This is a genomic window from Pseudomonadota bacterium (assembly GCA_023229365.1).
Taxonomy (GTDB): domain Bacteria; phylum Myxococcota_A; class Polyangia; order JAAYKL01; family JAAYKL01; genus JALNZK01.
This window is the reverse complement of record JALNZK010000039.1, coordinates 15,001-32,754: the sequence shown is the minus strand read 5'-3', so window position 1 is coordinate 32,754 and position 17,754 is coordinate 15,001. Positions and strand designations below refer to the sequence as shown.

General features: G+C 70.5%; 12 protein-coding genes and 1 pseudogene (1 of these 13 only partly in view). 5 read left to right on the top strand and 8 right to left on the bottom strand.

Translation table 11 applies throughout. The features are described 5' to 3' along the window. The first annotated feature begins 89 nt into the window (after window positions 1-89). On the top strand, window positions 90-3,209 hold the full coding sequence (locus tag M0R80_16255) for an error-prone DNA polymerase (protein MCK9461180.1): 3,120 nt from the start codon (window positions 90-92) through the stop codon (window positions 3,207-3,209). 33 nt (window positions 3,210-3,242) lie between these two features. Here the strand turns inward: M0R80_16255 and M0R80_16250 are convergent, their stop codons facing one another. Both M0R80_16250 and M0R80_16245 read right to left on the bottom strand, forming a co-directional pair. After that, entirely contained in the window at window positions 3,243-3,557 is a 315-nt protein-coding gene (locus M0R80_16250) for a type II toxin-antitoxin system RelE/ParE family toxin (GenBank protein ID MCK9461179.1), read from the bottom strand. Then, the gene (locus M0R80_16245) at window positions 3,554-3,772 is read right to left on the bottom strand and encodes an addiction module protein (GenBank protein MCK9461178.1); all 219 of its coding nucleotides are present in this window, start codon (window positions 3,770-3,772) and stop codon (window positions 3,554-3,556) included. The genes M0R80_16250 and M0R80_16245 overlap by 4 nt, the downstream gene beginning before the upstream one ends. Window positions 3,773-3,913: 141 nt before the next feature. On the opposite strand from M0R80_16245, the pseudogene M0R80_16240 reads away from it, so the two are divergent. Further along, a pseudogene (locus tag M0R80_16240) lies at window positions 3,914-4,057 on the top strand (VapC toxin family PIN domain ribonuclease). A 63-nt stretch (window positions 4,058-4,120) separates the two neighbouring features. After that, entirely contained in the window at window positions 4,121-4,471 is a 351-nt protein-coding gene (locus M0R80_16235) for a hypothetical protein (protein ID MCK9461177.1), read from the top strand. On the opposite strand, the gene M0R80_16230 is transcribed toward M0R80_16235, so the two are convergent. From M0R80_16230 to M0R80_16220, 3 genes are all read right to left on the bottom strand, one after another. Next, window positions 4,468-5,388, bottom strand: coding sequence for an EamA family transporter (locus tag M0R80_16230; GenBank protein MCK9461176.1), 921 nt, complete (start codon window positions 5,386-5,388; stop codon window positions 4,468-4,470). The genes M0R80_16235 and M0R80_16230 overlap by 4 nt on opposite strands. A 19-nt stretch (window positions 5,389-5,407) precedes the next feature. Continuing rightward, on the bottom strand, window positions 5,408-6,097 hold the full coding sequence (locus tag M0R80_16225) for an MBL fold metallo-hydrolase (protein MCK9461175.1): 690 nt from the start codon (window positions 6,095-6,097) through the stop codon (window positions 5,408-5,410). Between the two features lie 71 nt (window positions 6,098-6,168). Then, entirely contained in the window at window positions 6,169-10,518 is a 4,350-nt protein-coding gene (locus M0R80_16220; GenBank protein ID MCK9461174.1) for an acyl-CoA dehydratase activase-related protein, read from the bottom strand. A gap of 128 nt (window positions 10,519-10,646) precedes the next feature. Between M0R80_16220 and M0R80_16215 the strand changes: the two genes are divergently transcribed. Further along, window positions 10,647-12,113 carry a glycosyltransferase gene (locus M0R80_16215; protein MCK9461173.1) on the top strand — a complete coding sequence of 489 codons (1,467 nt, stop codon included), beginning with the start codon at window positions 10,647-10,649 and terminating at the stop codon, window positions 12,111-12,113. 15 nt (window positions 12,114-12,128) lie between these two features. Here M0R80_16215 and M0R80_16210 read toward each other — a convergent pair whose 3' ends face one another. Beyond that, complete coding sequence (locus M0R80_16210; protein MCK9461172.1) at window positions 12,129-13,694, bottom strand: sulfatase; 1,566 nt, start codon at window positions 13,692-13,694, stop codon at window positions 12,129-12,131. A 44-nt stretch (window positions 13,695-13,738) separates the two neighbouring features. On the opposite strand from M0R80_16210, the gene M0R80_16205 reads away from it, so the two are divergent. After that, window positions 13,739-16,402: a hypothetical protein gene (locus M0R80_16205; protein ID MCK9461171.1), complete on the top strand. Its 2,664-nt coding sequence runs from the start codon at window positions 13,739-13,741 to the stop codon at window positions 16,400-16,402. Here M0R80_16205 and M0R80_16200 read toward each other — a convergent pair. Together M0R80_16200 and lolA are read right to left on the bottom strand one after the other, a co-directional pair. Further along, the gene (locus M0R80_16200; GenBank protein MCK9461170.1) at window positions 16,333-17,409 is read right to left on the bottom strand and encodes a glycosyltransferase family 2 protein; all 1,077 of its coding nucleotides are present in this window, start codon (window positions 17,407-17,409) and stop codon (window positions 16,333-16,335) included. The genes M0R80_16205 and M0R80_16200 overlap by 70 nt on opposite strands. Before the next feature lie 61 nt (window positions 17,410-17,470). Then, window positions 17,471-17,754: the 3' end of an outer membrane lipoprotein chaperone LolA gene (gene lolA, locus M0R80_16195; GenBank protein ID MCK9461169.1), read on the bottom strand. It continues 421 nt past the right edge of the window; 284 of the gene's 705 nt are visible here — the last part of the coding sequence; the start codon falls outside the window, past its right edge; its stop codon occupies window positions 17,471-17,473.

The following is a 17,754-nucleotide window of genomic DNA, read 5'->3' as shown; positions in this document are numbered from 1 at the left end:
ATGATAGCACTGCGACCGTCGACATGGGGGCGTACAAGTACCAGCCGTAGGAGGGTGCGCTGCGCCGCGCCTCGTGCTATGCCATACAAATGTCTGGTTACGCGGCGCTCTGGTGCAAGAGCAACTTCTCCTTCCTCGAGGGCGCGAGCCACCCGGACGAGCTCGTCGACGAGGCGCACGGGCTCGGGCTCGGGGCGATCGCGCTGACGGATCGGGACGGCGTGTACGGCGCGGTGCGGGCCCACCTCAAGGCCAAGGAGCTCGGCATCGAGCTGATCATCGGCTCCGAGCTCACGCTCGACGATGGGTCGACGCTCGTGCTCCTCGCCCAGGATCGCGGGGGGTACGCGAACCTCTGCCGCATCGTCACCGCGGGTCGAAGGTCCCGGCCCAAGGGGAGCTCGGCGGTCTCTCTGCGCGAGATCTGCCGCCGCGCGGAAGGCCTTCTCGCCCTCTGGGGCGGCGCGCGAGGCGCCATCGTCGCCGAGCCCGAGCCTCGCGCTGCGGCTGCGGAGCTCCAGGAGGCGTTCGGCGATCGCCTGTACGCGCTCGTCGCCCGGCACAGGTGCGCCGACGAGGCGCCCATGGAGGCGCGCCTCAGGGAGCGGGCCGCGCGGTACGGGATCCCGCTCGTCGCCGGCGTGGAGACGCTCTACCACGCGGCGTCCCGGAGGCCCTTGCAGGACGTGCTCGCGTGCATCCGGCACCGGGTGCAGCTCTCGGGCGCGGGCCGGCGCATCCGGCCGAACGCCGAGCACGATCTCAAGACGCCCGCCGCGTTCGCCGCGCTCTTCGCTGATCTGCCGGACGCCGTGGCGCGCACGGCGGAGATCGCGGCGCGGTGCGGCTTCTCGCTCGATCAGATCCGGTACCGCTACCCGTCGGAGCGGCTGCCGGACGGCACGACCTCGGCCGAGTGGCTGCGCGCCCTGACGTTCGACGGCGCGGCCGCGCGCTACGGCGGCGAGGTGCCCGACACGGTGCGCGCGCAGCTCGAGAAGGAGCTCGCCGTCATCGAGCAGCTCGACTACCCGGGCTACTTCCTCACCATGCACGAGATCGTCGGCTTCTGCCGGGAGCGCGGCATCCTGTGCCAGGGCCGCGGCTCGGCGGCGAACTCGGCGGTCTGCTTCTGCCTGGGGATCACGGCGATCGACCCGGTGCGCATGAACCTCCTGTTCGAAAGGTTCATCTCCGTCGAGCGCGCCGAGCCGCCGGACATCGACCTCGACATCGAGCACGAGCGCCGAGAGGAGGTGATCCAGCATGTGTACGCGAAGTACGGCCGCGATCGCGCCGCGATGGTCGCCGTGGTCGTGCGCTACCGGCCCAAGTCCGCGGTGCGCGACGTCGGCTTCGCGCTCGGCGTCCCGGCCACGGCGCTCGACAGGCTCGCCCGCCTGGTGTCGCGCTACGGCCACCTGCCGGCCGAGAAGGTGGAGCAGGCCGGGCTCCCGCTCGACGTGCCGGCCCACGCGCACCTCCTCGATCTCGTCGGCCAGCTCCTCGACTTCCCGCGCCACCTCTCGATCCACCCGGGCGGCTTCCTCCTCGGCCACGAGCCGGTGCACGACCTCGTGCCGATCGAGAACGGGACGATGCCCGAGCGCACGGTGATCCAGTGGGACAAGGACGACGTCGAGGCGCTCGGCCTGTTCAAGGTCGATCTCCTCGGCCTTGGCGCGCTGCGGCAGCTGCACCTGTGCTTCGATCTCCTCCGCGCGCACCGCGGGCTCGAGCTCTCCATGGCGACGATCCCGCCGGACGACGCGCCGACGTTCGACATGATCTGCCGGGGCGACACGGTCGGCGTGTTCCAGATCGAGAGCCGCGCCCAGATGGCGATGCTGCCCCGCCTCAAGCCCCGCAGCTTCTACGACCTCGTGATCGAGGTGAGCATCGTGCGGCCCGGGCCGATCACCGGCGGCATGGTCCACCCGTACCTCCGGCGCCGCGGCGGGATCGAGCCCGTCGTCTACCCGCACCCGTCGCTCGCGCCGGTGCTCAGAAAGACGCTCGGCGTGCCGCTCTTCCAGGAGCAGGTGATGAAGCTCGCCATGGTCGCGGCCGACTACACGCCCGGCGAGGCGGATAGCTTACGGCGCGACATGGCCGCGTGGCGCAAGGCGGGCCGCATCGAGATGCACCGCGAGCGCCTCGTCACGCGCATGACCGCCAAGGGGATCGATCCCGAGTTCGCCGAGCGCGTGTTCGAGCAGATCCGCGGGTTCGGCGAGTACGGCTTCCCGGAGAGCCACGCCGCGAGCTTCGCCCTCATCGCCTACGCCACGGCGTACCTGCGCCGCCACTTCCCGGCCGAGTTCACCTGCGCGCTGCTGAACGCGCAGCCCATGGGGTTCTACATGCCGTCGACGATCGTCGAGGACGCGAAACGGCACGGCGTCGAGGTGCTGCCGGTGGACGTGGCGGAGAGCGGTTGGGCATGCACGCTCGCCTCACCCCCGGCCCCTCTCCATCTCGACGATGGAGAGGGGAGCAGCCTGCCTGCCGTTCGGTTGGGCCTTCGGTACGTGAAGGGGCTCGGGGAGAAGGACTGCGCGCGGATCGAGGCGGCGCGGGGCGAGGCGCCGTTTCGCGATCTCGACGACTTCGGGCGGCGCACCCGGCTCCCGGGCTTCGCCCTCACGCGGCTCGCCGAGGCGGACGCGTTCGCCTGCTTCGGCGCGCCCCGTCGCGAGGCCCTGTGGGACGCGCACGGGCTGGCGAGATCCCGCGACGACGCGCTTCTGCTCCCCCGCGCGGAGGAGACGCCCGCGTTCGAGGCGCCGAGCGACTTCGACGCGATCGCGTGGGACTACCTCGTGACCGGCCTCTCGATCCGCGGCCACCCGCTCGAGCCGCTCCGGGATCAGCTTTCGAGGATGAGGCTCCCGGACGCGCGGCGAGTGGGTGCGCTCTCCCACGGCGCGAAGGCGCGGTACGCCGGGATGGTGATCTGCCGGCAGCGGCCGTCGACCGCAAGCGGCGTGGTGTTCATGACGCTCGAGGACGAGACCGGGTTCGTGAACGTCGTCTGCTGGAAGGACGTGTTCGCTCGCCACGAGGTGCTGATCAAGACGACGCCGCTCCTCGGCGTGGAAGGCGAGATCCAGCGGCAGGACGGCGTCGTGCACCTGATCGCCGAGCGCGTCTTCTGTCCGAAGCTCGACCTCGGCGCGGCCGTCACCGAGAGCCGGGACTTCCGGTGAGCGGGCACCCGCCGTGCGGCGTCCTGCGGCCGCTCAGCTTCCCGGGTTCCGCCTCGGCGTTCCGAGCGACGGCTCGAGTCGCTTCGGATCGCGCCTGAGGTCCAGAACGCGGCGGACCGTCGCGACGTCGCCATCGACCATGTAGTAGATCGCGAACGGAAAGCGTCGGCAGAGCATCCGGTGGTGGCCGAACACTGTGGCGTGGATGCCCGCGAACAGCACGAGCGAATCGATGTCGGAGAACACCGAATCGAAGAAGTACTCACCGAGGCCCTCGCCTTGACGCTCGTAGAACAACCTGGCGCGGTGGAGATCCTCGATTGCCGAAAAGAGGATCCGGATCCTCATTCGAACCGCTTCCGCAACTCTCGTTTCGCCGCGTCCCAGTCGCTGGCGGTGTCTTCGCCCGCCGCGTAGCGCGCCTCGGTCTCCCGCAGCGAGTCCTCGTGCCACGGAGGCGACTCGATCTGCGAGTCGTCCTTGGCGAGCTCTTCCCAGATGGTCTCTATCGCCTGGAGCTTCTCCTGCCTGGTCATGCGTCGGATGGTTTCGAAGTCGATCATTGTCTCACTATACCCGATCGTCGCGCGTGCGCTCTCGGGAAATCGCCGTGTCGCGGTCACGACGTGTCACGCGTTCGAAGACCTCGCCTTTGTTCGATGTGGGCTCCAGAGAATGCCGAAACCGCGGCGACGAGGCGCTACGCCGCGGCCCGGCTCGGCGGCGATCTCGGGCTCCCGCTGGCGGACAGTCTGATCTACGCGACCGCGCAAAGCGGCGGCGCCACCCTGTGGACGCAGGACGAGCACTTCTCGGGGCTCGCCGGCGTGAAGTACTTCCCCGCGTAGCGGCGTCTCGATGGGGACTGGAACGCCGCTTGCAGGCCCCGGCGGCGGGGGTATTGACGCACCATGGGCTCTCGTCGAATCATCGCGGTCGCCTCGATCTGCAGCGCGCTGATCGGCTGCTGGGAGAGCGCCGCGCCCGTCGGCAACGGCATGTCGGGCGCCGACGGCGGAGCCGGGGAGGGGACCGATTCCCTGGATGGCTGGTCGTGCGCCGACCTGTCCCCGTGCGTCGACAGCGACCTGAGCGGGTACACCTGTCCCGGATTCGCCACCAACGTGAAGTGCTGGGACCTGGGGTCGAAGTGCGACGCGTCGTTCCTCTGCGCGAACACGAGCCAGGCGTGCGAGATCGGTTGCTCCGCGTCGACGTGCGACGCGTCCGCCGCGACGCCGCCGAAGCCGGTCTGCGACTAGGGGGTTCTCTCCCTCGTCCCGGCGACCGATCTCCAGCAGATCACCGAGCCGGCGATCACGAGCGCCGCCGCCGCGAAGAGCGTCCAGCCCACCTCGATGCCGAGGTAGGCGCCGCTCACGGCGATCGACGGCAGCGGGATGAGGTAGCTGAGCGCCGGGACGAGCTCCGACTCCCTGTGGCGCATCGAGAAGTCCCACGCCACGTAGCCGACGAGCATCACCCCGATCGCGAGGGCCGCGAGCTCGGCGATCGCCCCGGCCGACCACGCCGCCGGCGCCGGCTCGAGGAGCGCGAACGGGCAGAGCGCGGCGCCCGCGGCGAGGAAGTAGAACGGCACGAGCCCGCTTCCCGCGCCCTTCGCCCAGCGCGCCACGAGGTTCGAGTAGAGCGCCCAGCAGGCGGCGGCGAACAGCGCGAGACCGTACGGCAGCGAGTTCTGCGCGAGCCCCGCGCGCAGGGCGGCTGCCGAGACGTCGCGCCCGCCGAACGTGCCGAGGAGGACGCCGAGGAAGGCGATCGCGAGCCCCGGGATCAAGGGCGCGCGGAGCTTCCGGCCGAGGATCGGGATCGCGAGCAGGATCGTGAGCCCGGGCCAGAGGTAGTTGATCACCGTGACCGCGAGGAAGCCCTCGCGGTCGTGCGCCGTCCCGAGCGCCGCGTAGACCGCCACCTGGTACGCGGCGAACAGCCCGCCGAGGAGCGCGATCCTTCGCTTGGGGAGGTTTGCCAGGGCGGGGCGGTGCCACCCCGTCGCGACGCCGAAGATCGATCCGATCGCGCCCGCGACGAGGAAGGCGCCCGCGGCGGCCGTCACGACGCCGAGCCGTTCGGCGAGGCTGCGCGACAGGGCGAACGACCAGCTCCAGAGCGCGATGGCGAAGAGGCCCGAGAGGATGGATTTCGCGTGGGCGCTCATGCTCGACGGATCCGATCGCTCAGTCCTCGACGAACTGCTCGATGAACCGCCGCACCTCGTTCCGGCCGCGGATCACGCCGTAGTGGCCCTCGCACAGGACGTCCGCCTCGAGAGTCAGGAGGGCGCGCAGGCTGCGCTGCCAGTCTTCGTGGTTCGATCCGAAGTCGTTGTGCAGCGGACCGTGCACGTCCTGACCGAACAGGAGGCGCGTCCTCCCGCGCGGTTCGTCGAGGTCGATCCAGGCGACCAGGGATCCCGGCGTGTGTCCGGGCGCGTGGACGAGGTGGAGCGCCCCGAGCGGGAGCTCCATCGTCTCCCCGGATCCGCGGACGGTCCGGGTCACCGCGACCGGCGCGAGGGACGTGCCGTACCAGCTCGCGGCGGAGCGCCTCCTGTCCCCCTTCTCGAGCGCCGGCGCGTCGAGCGCGTGGGCGATCACCGCGCAACCCGTGTCCGCGGCCACGGCGGCCGCCGCTCCCGCGTGATCGATGTGGCAGTGCGTCAGGAGGAGGTGCGCGATGGAGGTCGGCTCGGGCCCCGCGGCGTGCAGGTTCTCGCAGATCCGATCCCAGCCCGGCCCCACGCCGCAATCGATGAGCACGAGCTCTCCCAGGTCGAGCGCGTAGCAGAGGCAATCCCCCGGCCCGGACAGGTCACCCCCGCCCACGAGCCAGACGCGATCCGCGACCTTCTGCGATTGTCTCGGCATGGGACTCCTTCCAGCACCAATCCCAGCTTCTCTACACCAGGAGGAGGCCGTTTGCTGCCCGAAATCGTCGCTCAGTCGTCGCGCGGGTTGATGCGGCTCTGCGGCCTCCAGATCGGCGGCCGCGGGCGCGTCGGCGGGGGCGGCAGGCCTTGCCCGGCCTTGCGCCGCCGGAACTGGGCGCGCATCTCGTACACGAAGTTGTCCAGGATCTCGGGGTCGACCGGATCGCCGTTCAGGTAGAGCGTGAGCGTGTGCAGCCCCTCGCGCTCGGCCGCGTGGAAGAAGTGGGCCTCCGAGATCTTGTTCGGCATGCACTCGAGCGGACCCACCGAGACGACGCCGTCGATGTGCCCCTCGCGCCACTCGTGGAGCGAGCCGCCGACCGTCAGCACCGCCTCGCCCGACAGCTGTTCCCGGATGTACGGCCGCGCCGCGAGCAGCGAGTCCTGCACGGTCGTCCGCCTCGGCCAGCCGAAGATCATCGCGCCCGCCATGTACAGCTGGTGCTGGATCGACGCCTGGAGGAACGCCTTCACGTACTCCGGGATCTTGGTCTTGATGGTGTCCTGGAAGTCCGTGTACTCGATCCACTCGTTGAACGGCGCGAACCGGCACCGGATCCCCCGCGCCTCGAGCTTGTCGATCACGAAGTTGTTCGAGTAGGCGTCGCAGCGGACGTAGATCTCGCCGACGACGAGCACCTCCGGCAGATCGCGGTTCTCGATGACGCCCGTGAACGCCCGCGACGCGCGCCGCAGGAGATCGACGACGCCGAAGAGCTGGCCGGACATCGCCTCGGCGATCACCGCGCCGGACGAGAGGTTCCCCTTGGCGCGCCGCTCGCCCAGGGCGACGAGCTCGTCCATGTAGTAGCGCCACACCGCCTGCGCCGCGCCGGGCTGCCGCTCGACCGGGCGGGCGTAGTACAGACCGGCGAGCAGGACGTCCGCCGCCGTGAGCGCGGCGTAGACGAGCGCCGCGGCGCCGTCCGGGACCGACTCGAAGTAGTCCTCGTCGATGGGCGCCCACAGGGTGACGCGATCCTTCCAGCCGAGCCGCTCGATCACGATCCTGTCGAGCGTGGCGTACGAGCCGAACCGGCACGGGCCGTTCGCGGTCGGCATGAAGAAGGAGAACTTCTGCGAGGGGTCGGGCTCGCGGGTCACCCGCTTGATGAGGCTCCCGAGGGTGATCACCATCGGGAAGCACTCCTTGCCCGACGTGTGGCGTCGGCCGAAGTCGAGCGCCTCCTGATCGGGCATGGGCAGCGCCTCGGCGTTGATCCCGAGGCCGCGCAGCACCCCCGCGAGCGCCTCGGCGCCCGGCCCCATCCGGGGGATGAGCACGATCGCGTCGCGGCGCTGGATCTCCTTGACGCCGTCGCTCGCGGTCTGGAGCGCCAAAAGATCCTTGCCGGGTGCGCGCTCGGCCTCGCCGCGCTTCCGGTCCTCGTGCACGCAGTACAGGTACGCCTCGACGCGCGTCTTCGTGCCGGCGTCGCCGGAGTGGCCGTCGGTCTCGATGATCGCGAACGGCTTGCCCTCCATGACGTAGCCGAAGAAGTGGATGCTGAAGCTGTCCGGGCCGCACGAGTAGTTGCTCGCGAACAGGCTGTAGACGCCCGGCGTGCGCCGGATCTGGTGCGCGGCGCGCAGGTTGCGGTGGCCGTAGCCCCAGTACGCGCCCGGGAAGAGGGGGATGTCGTCGCCGACGGGGTAGCAGTCGACGGGGATCGGGATCGCGCCCTGCTCCCGGAGCAGCGCCGGGACGTTCGAGTTGAGCACCGTGTTGTGGATCGTGTACGTCCGCCCGAGCACGATCACCGGCACGATGTCGTTCTTCGTCGCGAACTCGAGCGCGCGCCCGCCGAGCGCGAGGCAGCTCGCGTCGAACTCCTCCTGCGCCCGCGTCGCGGCCTCGTGCGCCTTGCGCCAGACCCCTTCCGGGACGTCGAGATCGGCGGCGAGGGCGGCCATCGAGTCGACGAAGAGCTTGGATCGGAAGTTGTCCTTCCCGATGTTGATCACGGGCGAGACGATCCGCGCGCGGATCTGGCCGAGGTCCCACTTCAGGATGTCGGCGCTCCCCTGGACGATCGGGCACAGGCGCGCCCACGGCTCCCGCTGAATCCGCTGGATGCCGCGCAGCATGGGCAGGAAGATGAGATCGGTCCCGGCCTCGGCCATGGCGCTCACGAGGCCGTGGTACTGCTGCATCGGCGCGCAGAACGGGACGTTGGCGTCCTCGATGCCGCGCTTTAGCATCGTCTGGTCCGCGCCGAAGAAGAACACCGGGTCGAAGCCCGACTCGTGGAAGAACGTCGCGAAGTAGGGGAACAGCGTCTTCAGCGCGAACTCGTCGGTGATCGCGATCGTCTTGCGGCCCCGCGGGGTCGAGAGGCGGCCGCGGATCGCCTGGATGAGCTCGTCCCGCTCGCGGAACGGATCCGGCGTGCGGTCCGGGAGCTTCCGCTTGTGCGTTCCCTTGTCGTACATCGAGCAGCCGCCGCCCCAGGTGAACCGCTGCTCCTTCCCGTCCACGACCGTGGTGATGCGGTCGATGCGGCAACGGTTGCCGGCGCCGCCGCAGCCCTGTGTCGAGCGGCAGACGAAGACGTCCTTCTTTACGACCTTCGCGTCGAGGAAGCGCTGCGGCTCGAGCGGCGCCGCGGCGGCGACGTCGAGCTCCTTGAGGGCGAGCAGGGTGATGCCGAGCGCGCCGATCGTGCCCGGGTTCGGCGGGACGATGACCTCCGCGCCGGTCTGCCGCACCACGGCCGCCGCGAGCGCGTCCGACGAGAACGGCATGCCCTGGCAGAACACGACCTCCCCGACCGACCGGCTGCCCTTCACGCGGTTCAGGTAGTTCTGGATGATCGAGTCGTAGATGCCCGCGACGATGCTCCGCTGGGGGACGTGCGAGGCGACCGCCTCGTCGATGATCTCGGCCATGAAGACGCTGCAGTGCTGTCCGAGAAACACGCCGTGGCCGGCGGCGAGCGCCTCCTCGGCGAGGTGGACCACGTCCCGGATCCCGGCGAACTTCTTGCCCTGCTCCTCGATGAACGATCCGGTCCCGGCGCTGCACGCCTCGTTCATCGCCGCGTCGATGACCCGGCCGCCCGCCAGGCGGGCGTACTTCGCGTCCTGGCCGCCGATCTCGAAGATCGTGTCGACCCGCGGATCGTAGTGGAGCGCCCCCTCCGCGTGCGCCGCGATCTCGTTCAGCACGAACACCGAGCCCGCGCCGTAGCAGGTCGTCATGAGCGAGCCCACGATCTCGCGGCCGCTGCCGGTGGCGCCGACCGCGACCACCTTCCGCGCGGCGACGGCGCTCTGCGTGAACCGCTCCATCAGCGCCTGCGCCGCCTTCACCGGCGCGCCGTTCGTGTTCAGGTACGACTCCCACACGGGCTCGCGGGTCGCGACGTCGAGGGCGACGATCTTCGAGCCGGTCGAGCCGATGTCGAAGCCGAGCACCACGGGGCCGGTGCCGGCCGCGATCTTCGGGGCCTCGAGCCGCTTGACCCTGTCGAGGTAGCGCGAGAGCGGCGGCAGCACGTCGAGCTCGTCGGACTCGGGCGGGCCGAACCAGTCGTCGGAGCGGAGCATCGGCGCGGCGTTCCCGGCGGCGATCGCCGCGGCGCCCACGGCCTCGAAGTACAGCCCGTCGTCCCCTGCCGGCGGGACGATCTCCATCCCGTGCCTCGCCGCGAACCGCGCGAAGTGATCGCGGATGCGCGCCGAGCGGGCGACGCCGCCGATGAGCGTCAGCCGCTTCGGGCTCACGCGCGGCTTGATGAGCACCTCGACGTTCTCGCACACGGCGTCGAACAGCCCGGCCAGGATCCGGGCGGCCGGCTCGCCCTTGTTGGCGAGGTGCGTCATGTCGGTTTTCAGGATCACCGGGCAGCGGCCGGACAGCGGCGCGGGATCTTCCACGTCGTTGCACAGGTCGCTCGCCGCCTCGATGGTCATGTCGAACCGCTCGACGAGCTGCCTGAGGAAGTTGCCCGTGCCCTGGGAGCAGCGCGTGTTCTCGCGGAACACCTCCGCGTGCGTCGAGCGGAGCTCCAGGACGGAGAAGCCGTGGCTGCCTATTGACACGACCGTCGCCGGCCCGTCGTCGAAGAGGAGCTGGTAGGCCGCGATCTGCGCCTGCTTCCCCGGGATCCGCGTGAGGCGGGCGCTGCGGCTCATCCTCCCGGTGATCGCCGCGCCGGCCGCCGTGTCGGGCCGCATGTCGGTGATCAGCCGGCCGAGCGTCCCGACCGGATCCTTGAAGTGCTCCGCCGATGCGCGCCGCGTCCAGATCAGGGAACCGTCGGCCTCGCGCGTCAGCTCGGCGACCTTGACCGTTTCGGCGCCGATGTCGATGCCCAGGTAGCGGGGTCGATCGTCGATTTTCGGGTTTCGCGCCACTTTTCACCTCGAAGCCGGTTTCTCCCTACCACTAGACTCGAGTGTCAGTCCAGCCCCAAATCGGACGAAACGGCTTGTAAAAAGCGCCAGCGTACACGATGAAGATCGACGAGGAGGCCCGACAGACGATGCCGAATCCCGTTCCGGAGCGCGACGCCCGGGCTGCGGAGCAGCGGCGCCGCTTCTTCGACGCGGTCGCCGGGGACCACGCGGCGCCCGGCCCTATGAAGCGCTACTACAGCGAGCGGTTGCACAAGGCGATCCGCTTCAACGTGCGGCCCGGATCGTCCGTGATCGACGTCGGCTGCGGAACCGGGGACCTCCTCGCGTTGCTCGAGCCGTCGCGGGGCGTCGGCGTGGACTTCAGCGAGGAGATGATCGCGATCGCCCGCGGGCGGCACCCAGAGCTGACCTTCGTCGTCGCGGACGCGGCCGGGCTCGCCCTCGAGGAGCGGTTCGACTTCGTCGTGCTGTCCAACGTGACCGGGGATCTCGTCGACGTCCAGCGCGTCCTCGCGTCCGTGCACCGGCTGTGCCACGAGCGGACCCGGATCATCGTCACGGACTTCAACTACCTCTGGGGCCCGCTCGTGCGGTTCGCGGAGGCGCTCGGCCTGAAGCCGAGGCAGCGCCAGCAGAACTGGCTCCAGCTCGACGATCTCGAGAACCTGCTGATGCTCTCCGGCTTCGAGTCCATCAAGAGCGGGCGCGACCTCCTGTTCCCGGCGCCGGTCCCGGTGCTCGCGGATCTCGTCAACGACTGGATCGGCAACCTCCCCCTCGTCGCGCGGCTCGCGGCGAACGAGCTGATCGTCGCCCGGATCGCCCCCGAGGGCGCGCCGCGGGATCGCCGCGTCTCCGTGATCGTCGCCTGCAAGGACGAGCGCGGCAACATCGAGGAGCTCGTGCGGACGGTCCCGCGCATGGGGCTCGGCACGGAGCTGATCTTCGTGGACGGCCGCTCCGCCGACGGCACGGTCGCGGAGATAGAAAGGTGCATCGCCGCGCGCCGCGAGCTGAACCCCGATCTCGACGACGTCCGCGTCCTCGTGCAGCCGGGCAAGGGCAAGGGCGACGCCGTCCGCGCCGGCTTCGACGCCGCGCGCGGGGACGTGCTCATGATCCTGGACGCGGACATCACGGTCCGCTCCGAGGATCTGCCGAAGTTCTACCGCGCGCTCGTCGAGGGGAAGGGCGAGCTCATCAACGGCTCGAGGCTCGTGTACCCGATGGAGGATCAGGCGATGCGCTTCCTGAACCTCCTCGGCAACCACTTCTTCGGAAGGCTGTTCTCGTGGCTGCTCGACCAGCGGCTGACCGACACCCTCTGCGGCACGAAGGTGCTGTACAAGAGCGACTACGCGCGGATCCAGGCCGGGCGCTCGTTCTTCGGCGACTTCGACCCGTTCGGCGACTTCGATCTCCTCTTCGGCGCCGCGAAGCAGAACCTGAAGATCCGCGAGGTCCCGATCCGGTACCGCAGCCGCGAGTACGGCGAGATCAAGATCGACCGCTTCCGCCACGGCCTGCTCCTCCTGCAGATGTCGGCGCTCGCGTTCAAGCGGTTCAAGCTGCACCGCGGGACCGAGGGCTGAGGGAGCCGGAAGCGATCACCTCCCGGCGTCGGCCGGCTCGTCGTCCAAGTAGCCGAGGCCCTCGAGCCGTTCTATCGCCTCCGCGCCGAGCGTCATCGGCGCCGCGGCGCCCCGCTGCCGTGCGAGGTGCCGTCGCAGTCTGCGCTCGAAGTCGGCGGCGAGGGAGAGGCTCTTCGCGCTCGGGTCGGCGCGCAGGAGGTTGCGCCGCTCCCGCGGATCGCCGATCAGGTCGTAGAGCTCGGCGTGGAGCGGTCCGTCCGGCAGGCGCGTGCGCCCCAGCTCGGCGACGGTCGCCTGGTCGATGTTGATGATGTACTTGTGGTGTCGCGTCCGGACGCTCTTCTTCTCGCTCTTGCTCACAGTGGACTCGGTGAACGCGGCGCGGTCCTCGTCACCGAGGTCCGGCCGTGACCAGAGGGGGGCGAGCGATCGGCCCTGCATCTCGTTCGGGGCGGGCGCGATGTCGAGCAGGTCGAGGATCGTCGGCATCACGTCGACCGTCTCGCAGATCTGGTGGGCGCGCGTCCCGCCGGCGAAACCGTTGGGGAGCTTGAGGACGAGCGGGACGTGGATCATCTCCTCGTACAGGATGTGGCCGTGGTGGTTGTACCAGAGCCGCTTGTTGTGCTCGCCGAACTCCTCGCCGTGATCGGAGGTGACGACGAGCAACGTCCTGTCGTAGAGCTTCCGCCTCTTCAGCTCGTCGACGAGGCGGCCGAGCCACCTGTCCGCGGATCGGACGCCGGACGTGTAGAGCGCCTCGCACACGTCCCGGTTGAAGGCCCCGTGCTCCTTGAGCAGCGCGGTCTGCCGGGAGCGCAGGTGCGCGGCGTTCCCCGGCCAGACGTCGCGGTACCTCGACCCCGCCATCGCGCGCATCCCCTCGGCGATCTTCGCGGCCTGCCCGGCGGGCGCGGCGTCGGCGACGAAGTCGGCGTGGAGGTACGGCGCGTGCACCTCGAAGTGGTGCCAGAAGAGGAAGAACTGCTTCTCCGCGTGATCGCCGATCCAGGACGTCATCGCCTGGAAGTTGTCCTCGTCGACCTTGAACATCGACGTGTCGTAGGTCCCGAACCCCTGCGCGAACCCGATCGTGGGGTCGAGGGGACCGCCGCCCGTGAACGCCGCGGAGGCGAAGCCCGCGGCGGCGAGCGCCTCGGCGAGCGTCACGCGCGAGTCGGGGAGCTTGTGGTAGCTCCGCTCGTTGAACTGGATGCCCCGCCAGACCTCGCTGAAGGAGGCCATCACGCCGTGCGACGAGGGGTAGAGCGACGTGAGCAGGCTCAGGTGCGACGGCGTGGTCCACGGCGCCGAGGCCACGTAGCGCTCGAACAGCACGCCCTCCTTGGCGATCCCGTCGATCACCGGGCTCGTGGGGCGGTCCTCGTACCCGTAGCAGCCGAGCCGATCCGCGCGCAGGGTGTCGATCGAGACCAGGACGACGTTGTACCGCTCCCGCGAAGGATCCGGCGCGCGCCCCGCCGGGCCGTGGCGTCCGTCCGGGAGCAGCAGGGCGAGGGCGACGCCGACGATCGCGAGCGCCGCCAGCACCACGGCCACGATCTGCTTGCGTCGGCTCATCCCCGGGAACAATACTTGCTCTTTTCCGGGAGCGATAGCCGCGAATGCGACCGACTTCGGACATCGGCGCGGGCCGCGAGAGGGCGAGGCGGGATCCGCGTGCCATAGGCGCGAAGGCCGCGCTCGTCGCGTTCGTCGTCGCGCTCCCGTTCGCACTGTTCCACTTCATCGCCCCGTTCGTCGGGACGAAGACGATCGGCAACGACTACACGCAGTTCCCGCTGCCGCAGCAGATGGAGCTGCAGTACTCGATCGCGCACGGCACCTGGCCGCTCTACGCCCCGGGGTTCGGGGGCGGGCGGCCGGCGGCGGCGCTCACGCTCGGGCAGCTCTGGCACCCGATCTCCCACGTCGCCGCGCACCTGCCGGGCTACTGGGACGGGCACGCGGTCGACTGGAACACGGCGCTCCGGCTCCTCGGCCTCGGCCTCGCGCAGCTCGCGCTCATCGGCGTCCTCCGCCGGCTCGGCCTGCGGCTTCCCATGGCGTTCCTCGTCGCGTTCGTGACGGTCTACAACATGCGGTCGCTCGACGCGTTCCGGTTCGGCGCGTCGCTCGAGAACTACACCGGCATGCTCCTCGTCTGCGCGGCGGCGGCGCACCTGTTCCTCGCCGAGGGGCGCCGCTGGCCCCTGGCGGCGATGATCGGTGCGACCTATCTCCTGGCGGTCGGCGGCCACCCGCAGATGATGTACTTCGGCTTCCTCGGGGCCGGGATCTTCGTCGCCGCCGCGCCGTTCGTCCTGCCCGCCGTCGCCGGGGAGCCGCCCGGCCCGCTGCGGCGCGCCCTGCGCTTCTACGCCGCGGCCGGAGCGTGCCTCCTCGCCGGGTGCGCGCTCGCCGCAGCCTACCTCGTGCCGCTGTACGCGGACTTCGTCTCCGAGGCGGCGGTCCGCGCCGCGCGCGGCTACTCCTGGTCGCTCCTCAATTCCGACTCGGTGGGCGGCGCGTTGAACAGCTTCTTCAGCCCGCTCGACGTCTCGGTGACCGGGGCGTTCGGCGGCTCCTCGCTGCTGATCGTGGCGCTGCTCGCGCCCCTGCGCGCAAGGGCCGCCGGCCGCGCGGGGATCGCCGCCGTCGCGCTCTTCGCCGTCGGCGCTTTGGCGATCGCCGTGAGCCTCGGCGCCGCGACGCCGCTCCACGGGCTGGCCTGGGCGCACCTGCCGTTCTACGACGCGTTCCGCGTCCCCGGGCGCGTCAACTTCATCGTGCCGGTCGTCGTCATGCCGCTGCTGGCCTGGGCGCTCGGCCGGTGCGGCGACGCGCGCGTCGAGCTTTGCGGGCGCGCCCTCCCGCTGACTTGGTCCGGCCTGTTCGCGCTCCTCGGGCTCGCCGCCTTCGCCGCGTACTGGGCGGGGCTCGGGGATCTGCTCCCGAGTCCCACGCGGCCGCTGCCGGCGGAGATCGGGAGCATCCCCCCCGCCGTCCCGAAGATCCTCGCGGCGCTCGGGGCCGGCACGCTCGCGATCGCGGCGGTGCGCGGGATCCTCCCGAGGGCGTCGGGGGCCCTCGGAATCGCCCTCGCGCTCGCCGTCGTCACGGAGACCGGCGTCGTGCTGCGCTTCGGGACCTGGATCGCGCCTCGCCGGGACACGCCGACGATGGAGAGGATGGACGGCGACAAGCAGCGCGGCCTCGCGTTCCGCGGGCACCCGGGCAACGGGATGCAGTCCGACATCGTCGCGCAGCGGATGGAGAGATCGTTCCTCGATCCGCACCTCGCCGTCTTCTACGGGAAGCACGTCGCCGTAGCCGACTTGAAGTCCGCGCTCCGCGCGATGGCGAAGACGAGGGCGCCCGACGAGATCGTCGTCGAGGGGTTCGAGGAAGGAGACGTCCGCGCTGTCGGCGGCGGCGCAGGGGACGCGATCTCGCTGAAGCGCGCGACGTTTAACGACGTCGCGTTCATTGTCGATAACGAGTCCACGGGCTTCCTCAGCTTCACGGAGCTGGATCGCAAGGGGCGCTGGCGCGCCGAGGTCGACGGGAAGCCCGCGCGCGTGTTCGCGGCGAACGGGGGCGAGCAGGCTGTCCGCCTCGAACCGGGGCGCCACGAGGTCTCGTACTCCTTCGACAGCCCGTCGACGCGCCTCGGGGTCGCGGTGAGCCTCGCGGCGCTGGCCGTCGTCGCGATCCTCTTCTCGTGGTGGAAAATGCGCCCCGCGCTGCGATACCCGTGCATGATAGGCGCGGTCGCGGGCGCGGCGGCGCTGTTCCTCCTCTTCTGCGGCGCGCTCCACGCCGGCGACGATTTGGGGACGCGCTACGCCTGGCGCGCGGACGACAGGCCGGATCCCGGGAACCTCGCGTTCGGCCGAAGGACCGCGATGAGCTCCCTGCTCGAGAAGCAGCGCCCGTACTTCTGCTACGCGGGGCGCGGAGTCGACGGTGATCGCCGCGCGCGCGGCTTCGCCACTGCCCGCGACAAGGCCGGCGCATGGTGGCAGGTCGATCTCGGCGTGCGGCGCGCGATCGGGCGCATCGACGTGCACCGCGGATCCGCGACGAGGCGCGGCGGTCGGCCACCCTTCGAGGTCATGCTGTCGGACGACGCGAAGATCTTTCGTCGGGTAGACGCGGGCGGCGCGCGCGCGGAGGGCAACGGGTGGCGCGTCGAGCTGCGCGACGAAAAGGCGCGCTACGTGCGGCTCGCCGCCGGCGGCCGAGGATCCTTCACCCTCGCCGAGGTCGAGGTGTTCGCCCCGTAGGGAGGCGCGGAGCGGACGTGGAGCTCCTTCACGACGAACAGGGGGCGCGCCTTCACCTGCTGGTGCGTGCGGCCGACGTACTCCCCGACGATGCCGATGCAGAGGAGCTGCACGCCCGAGAACGCAAAGAACAGGAGCAACGAAATCTCCCACTCGCGGACCGCGCCGAAGGCGAGGCGGCTCACGAGCGCGTGGGTCGCGAGCCCGAGGGCGGCGAGGAGGAACGCGATCGCCAGGGCGGACGCGAGCCGGAGCGGCGCGAGGGAGAAGCCGGTGAACGCGTCGACCGCGAAGGAGACCATCTTCCTGAGCGGGTACTTCGTCTCACCCGCGAAGCGCGCGTCCCGCTCGTACGGGATCTCCTCCTGCCGCATGCCGATCCATGCCACCATGCCGCGGATGAACCTGTACTGCTCTGGCATGGATAGGAGGACGTCCAGGGTCTTCCTGTCCATCAGGCGGAAGTCGCCGGTGTCCACGGGCACCTTGATGTCGGTCAGCCGGTCGAGCAGGCGGTAGAAGAGGTGCGCCGATCGGCGCTTGAACCCCGACTCCCCGCGACGCTCGGTGCGGCGCCCGTAGACGACGTTCGCGCCGGCGTCCATCTTCGCCATCATCGAGGGGAGCAGCTCCGGCGGATCCTGTAGATCGGCGTCGATGACGAGGACGCGCCGCCCGCGGGCGAACGAGAGCCCGGCGGTCAGCGCGATCTGGTGGCCGTAGTTCCGCGCGAGATCGACGCCGACGATGGACGGGTTCCTCTCGCTCGCCTCGGCGATGAGCGCACCGGTCCGGTCCCGGGAGCCGTCGTTGACGAGCACGATCTCGTAGGAGCCGGGCGCGGCCGCCTCGCAGACGGCCGTCACGCGCCGCTCGAGCTCGGCGAGGACGTCCTCCTCGTTGAAGCAGGGGACGACGACCGACAGGAGGAGCGCGGGGTCCGGCGTCACGGCGCGCAGCGGCGGCGCGGCGTCGGTGTTCGCGTGGCCCGTCGGCGGGGTGAGCATGAGGCGTATGCTAGTCGCTCGGGACGGGATCGCACAAGAGAGTAGTGGAGGGGGAGCCCGCCTACTCGGCGGCCTCGAGGACCGGCACGTCCGCGGGCGGCGTGAAGGCGAAGAGCGAGGCCGCGAGGCCGGCGTTCTTGGCCGGGCGCGAGAAGTCGAACCGGTTCCGGTTGCCCTCGTGATCCACCACGACGGACCGCGCCACGTGGAAGTCGCTCGAGTCCACGTACAGCTCGACGCGCTTGAAAGGAGAGCCCTTCTCCTTCGGCGTGAGCTTGAGGACGTAGCCGTCCTTGAAGTTGAAGCGCCCCGCGTCGAGCTTCTCCGCCTTGTACGACTCCTTGA

Excerpts from the sequence above, each read along its gene's own strand:
- M0R80_16255 (MCK9461180.1), top strand. The coding sequence starts at position 90 with ATGTCTGGTTACGCGGCGCTCTGGTGCAAGAGCAACTTCTCCTTCCTC.
- M0R80_16250 (MCK9461179.1), bottom strand. The coding sequence starts at position 3,557 with ATGAGGATCCGGATCCTCTTTTCGGCAATCGAGGATCTCCACCGCGCC.
- M0R80_16245 (MCK9461178.1), bottom strand. The coding sequence starts at position 3,772 with ATGATCGACTTCGAAACCATCCGACGCATGACCAGGCAGGAGAAGCTC.
- M0R80_16235 (MCK9461177.1), top strand. The coding sequence starts at position 4,121 with ATGGGCTCTCGTCGAATCATCGCGGTCGCCTCGATCTGCAGCGCGCTG.
- M0R80_16230 (MCK9461176.1), bottom strand. The coding sequence starts at position 5,388 with ATGAGCGCCCACGCGAAATCCATCCTCTCGGGCCTCTTCGCCATCGCG.
- M0R80_16225 (MCK9461175.1), bottom strand. The coding sequence starts at position 6,097 with ATGCCGAGACAATCGCAGAAGGTCGCGGATCGCGTCTGGCTCGTGGGC.
- M0R80_16215 (MCK9461173.1), top strand. The coding sequence starts at position 10,647 with ATGCCGAATCCCGTTCCGGAGCGCGACGCCCGGGCTGCGGAGCAGCGG.
- M0R80_16210 (MCK9461172.1), bottom strand. The coding sequence starts at position 13,694 with ATGAGCCGACGCAAGCAGATCGTGGCCGTGGTGCTGGCGGCGCTCGCG.
- M0R80_16205 (MCK9461171.1), top strand. The coding sequence starts at position 13,739 with ATGCGACCGACTTCGGACATCGGCGCGGGCCGCGAGAGGGCGAGGCGG.
- M0R80_16200 (MCK9461170.1), bottom strand. The coding sequence starts at position 17,409 with ATGCTCACCCCGCCGACGGGCCACGCGAACACCGACGCCGCGCCGCCG.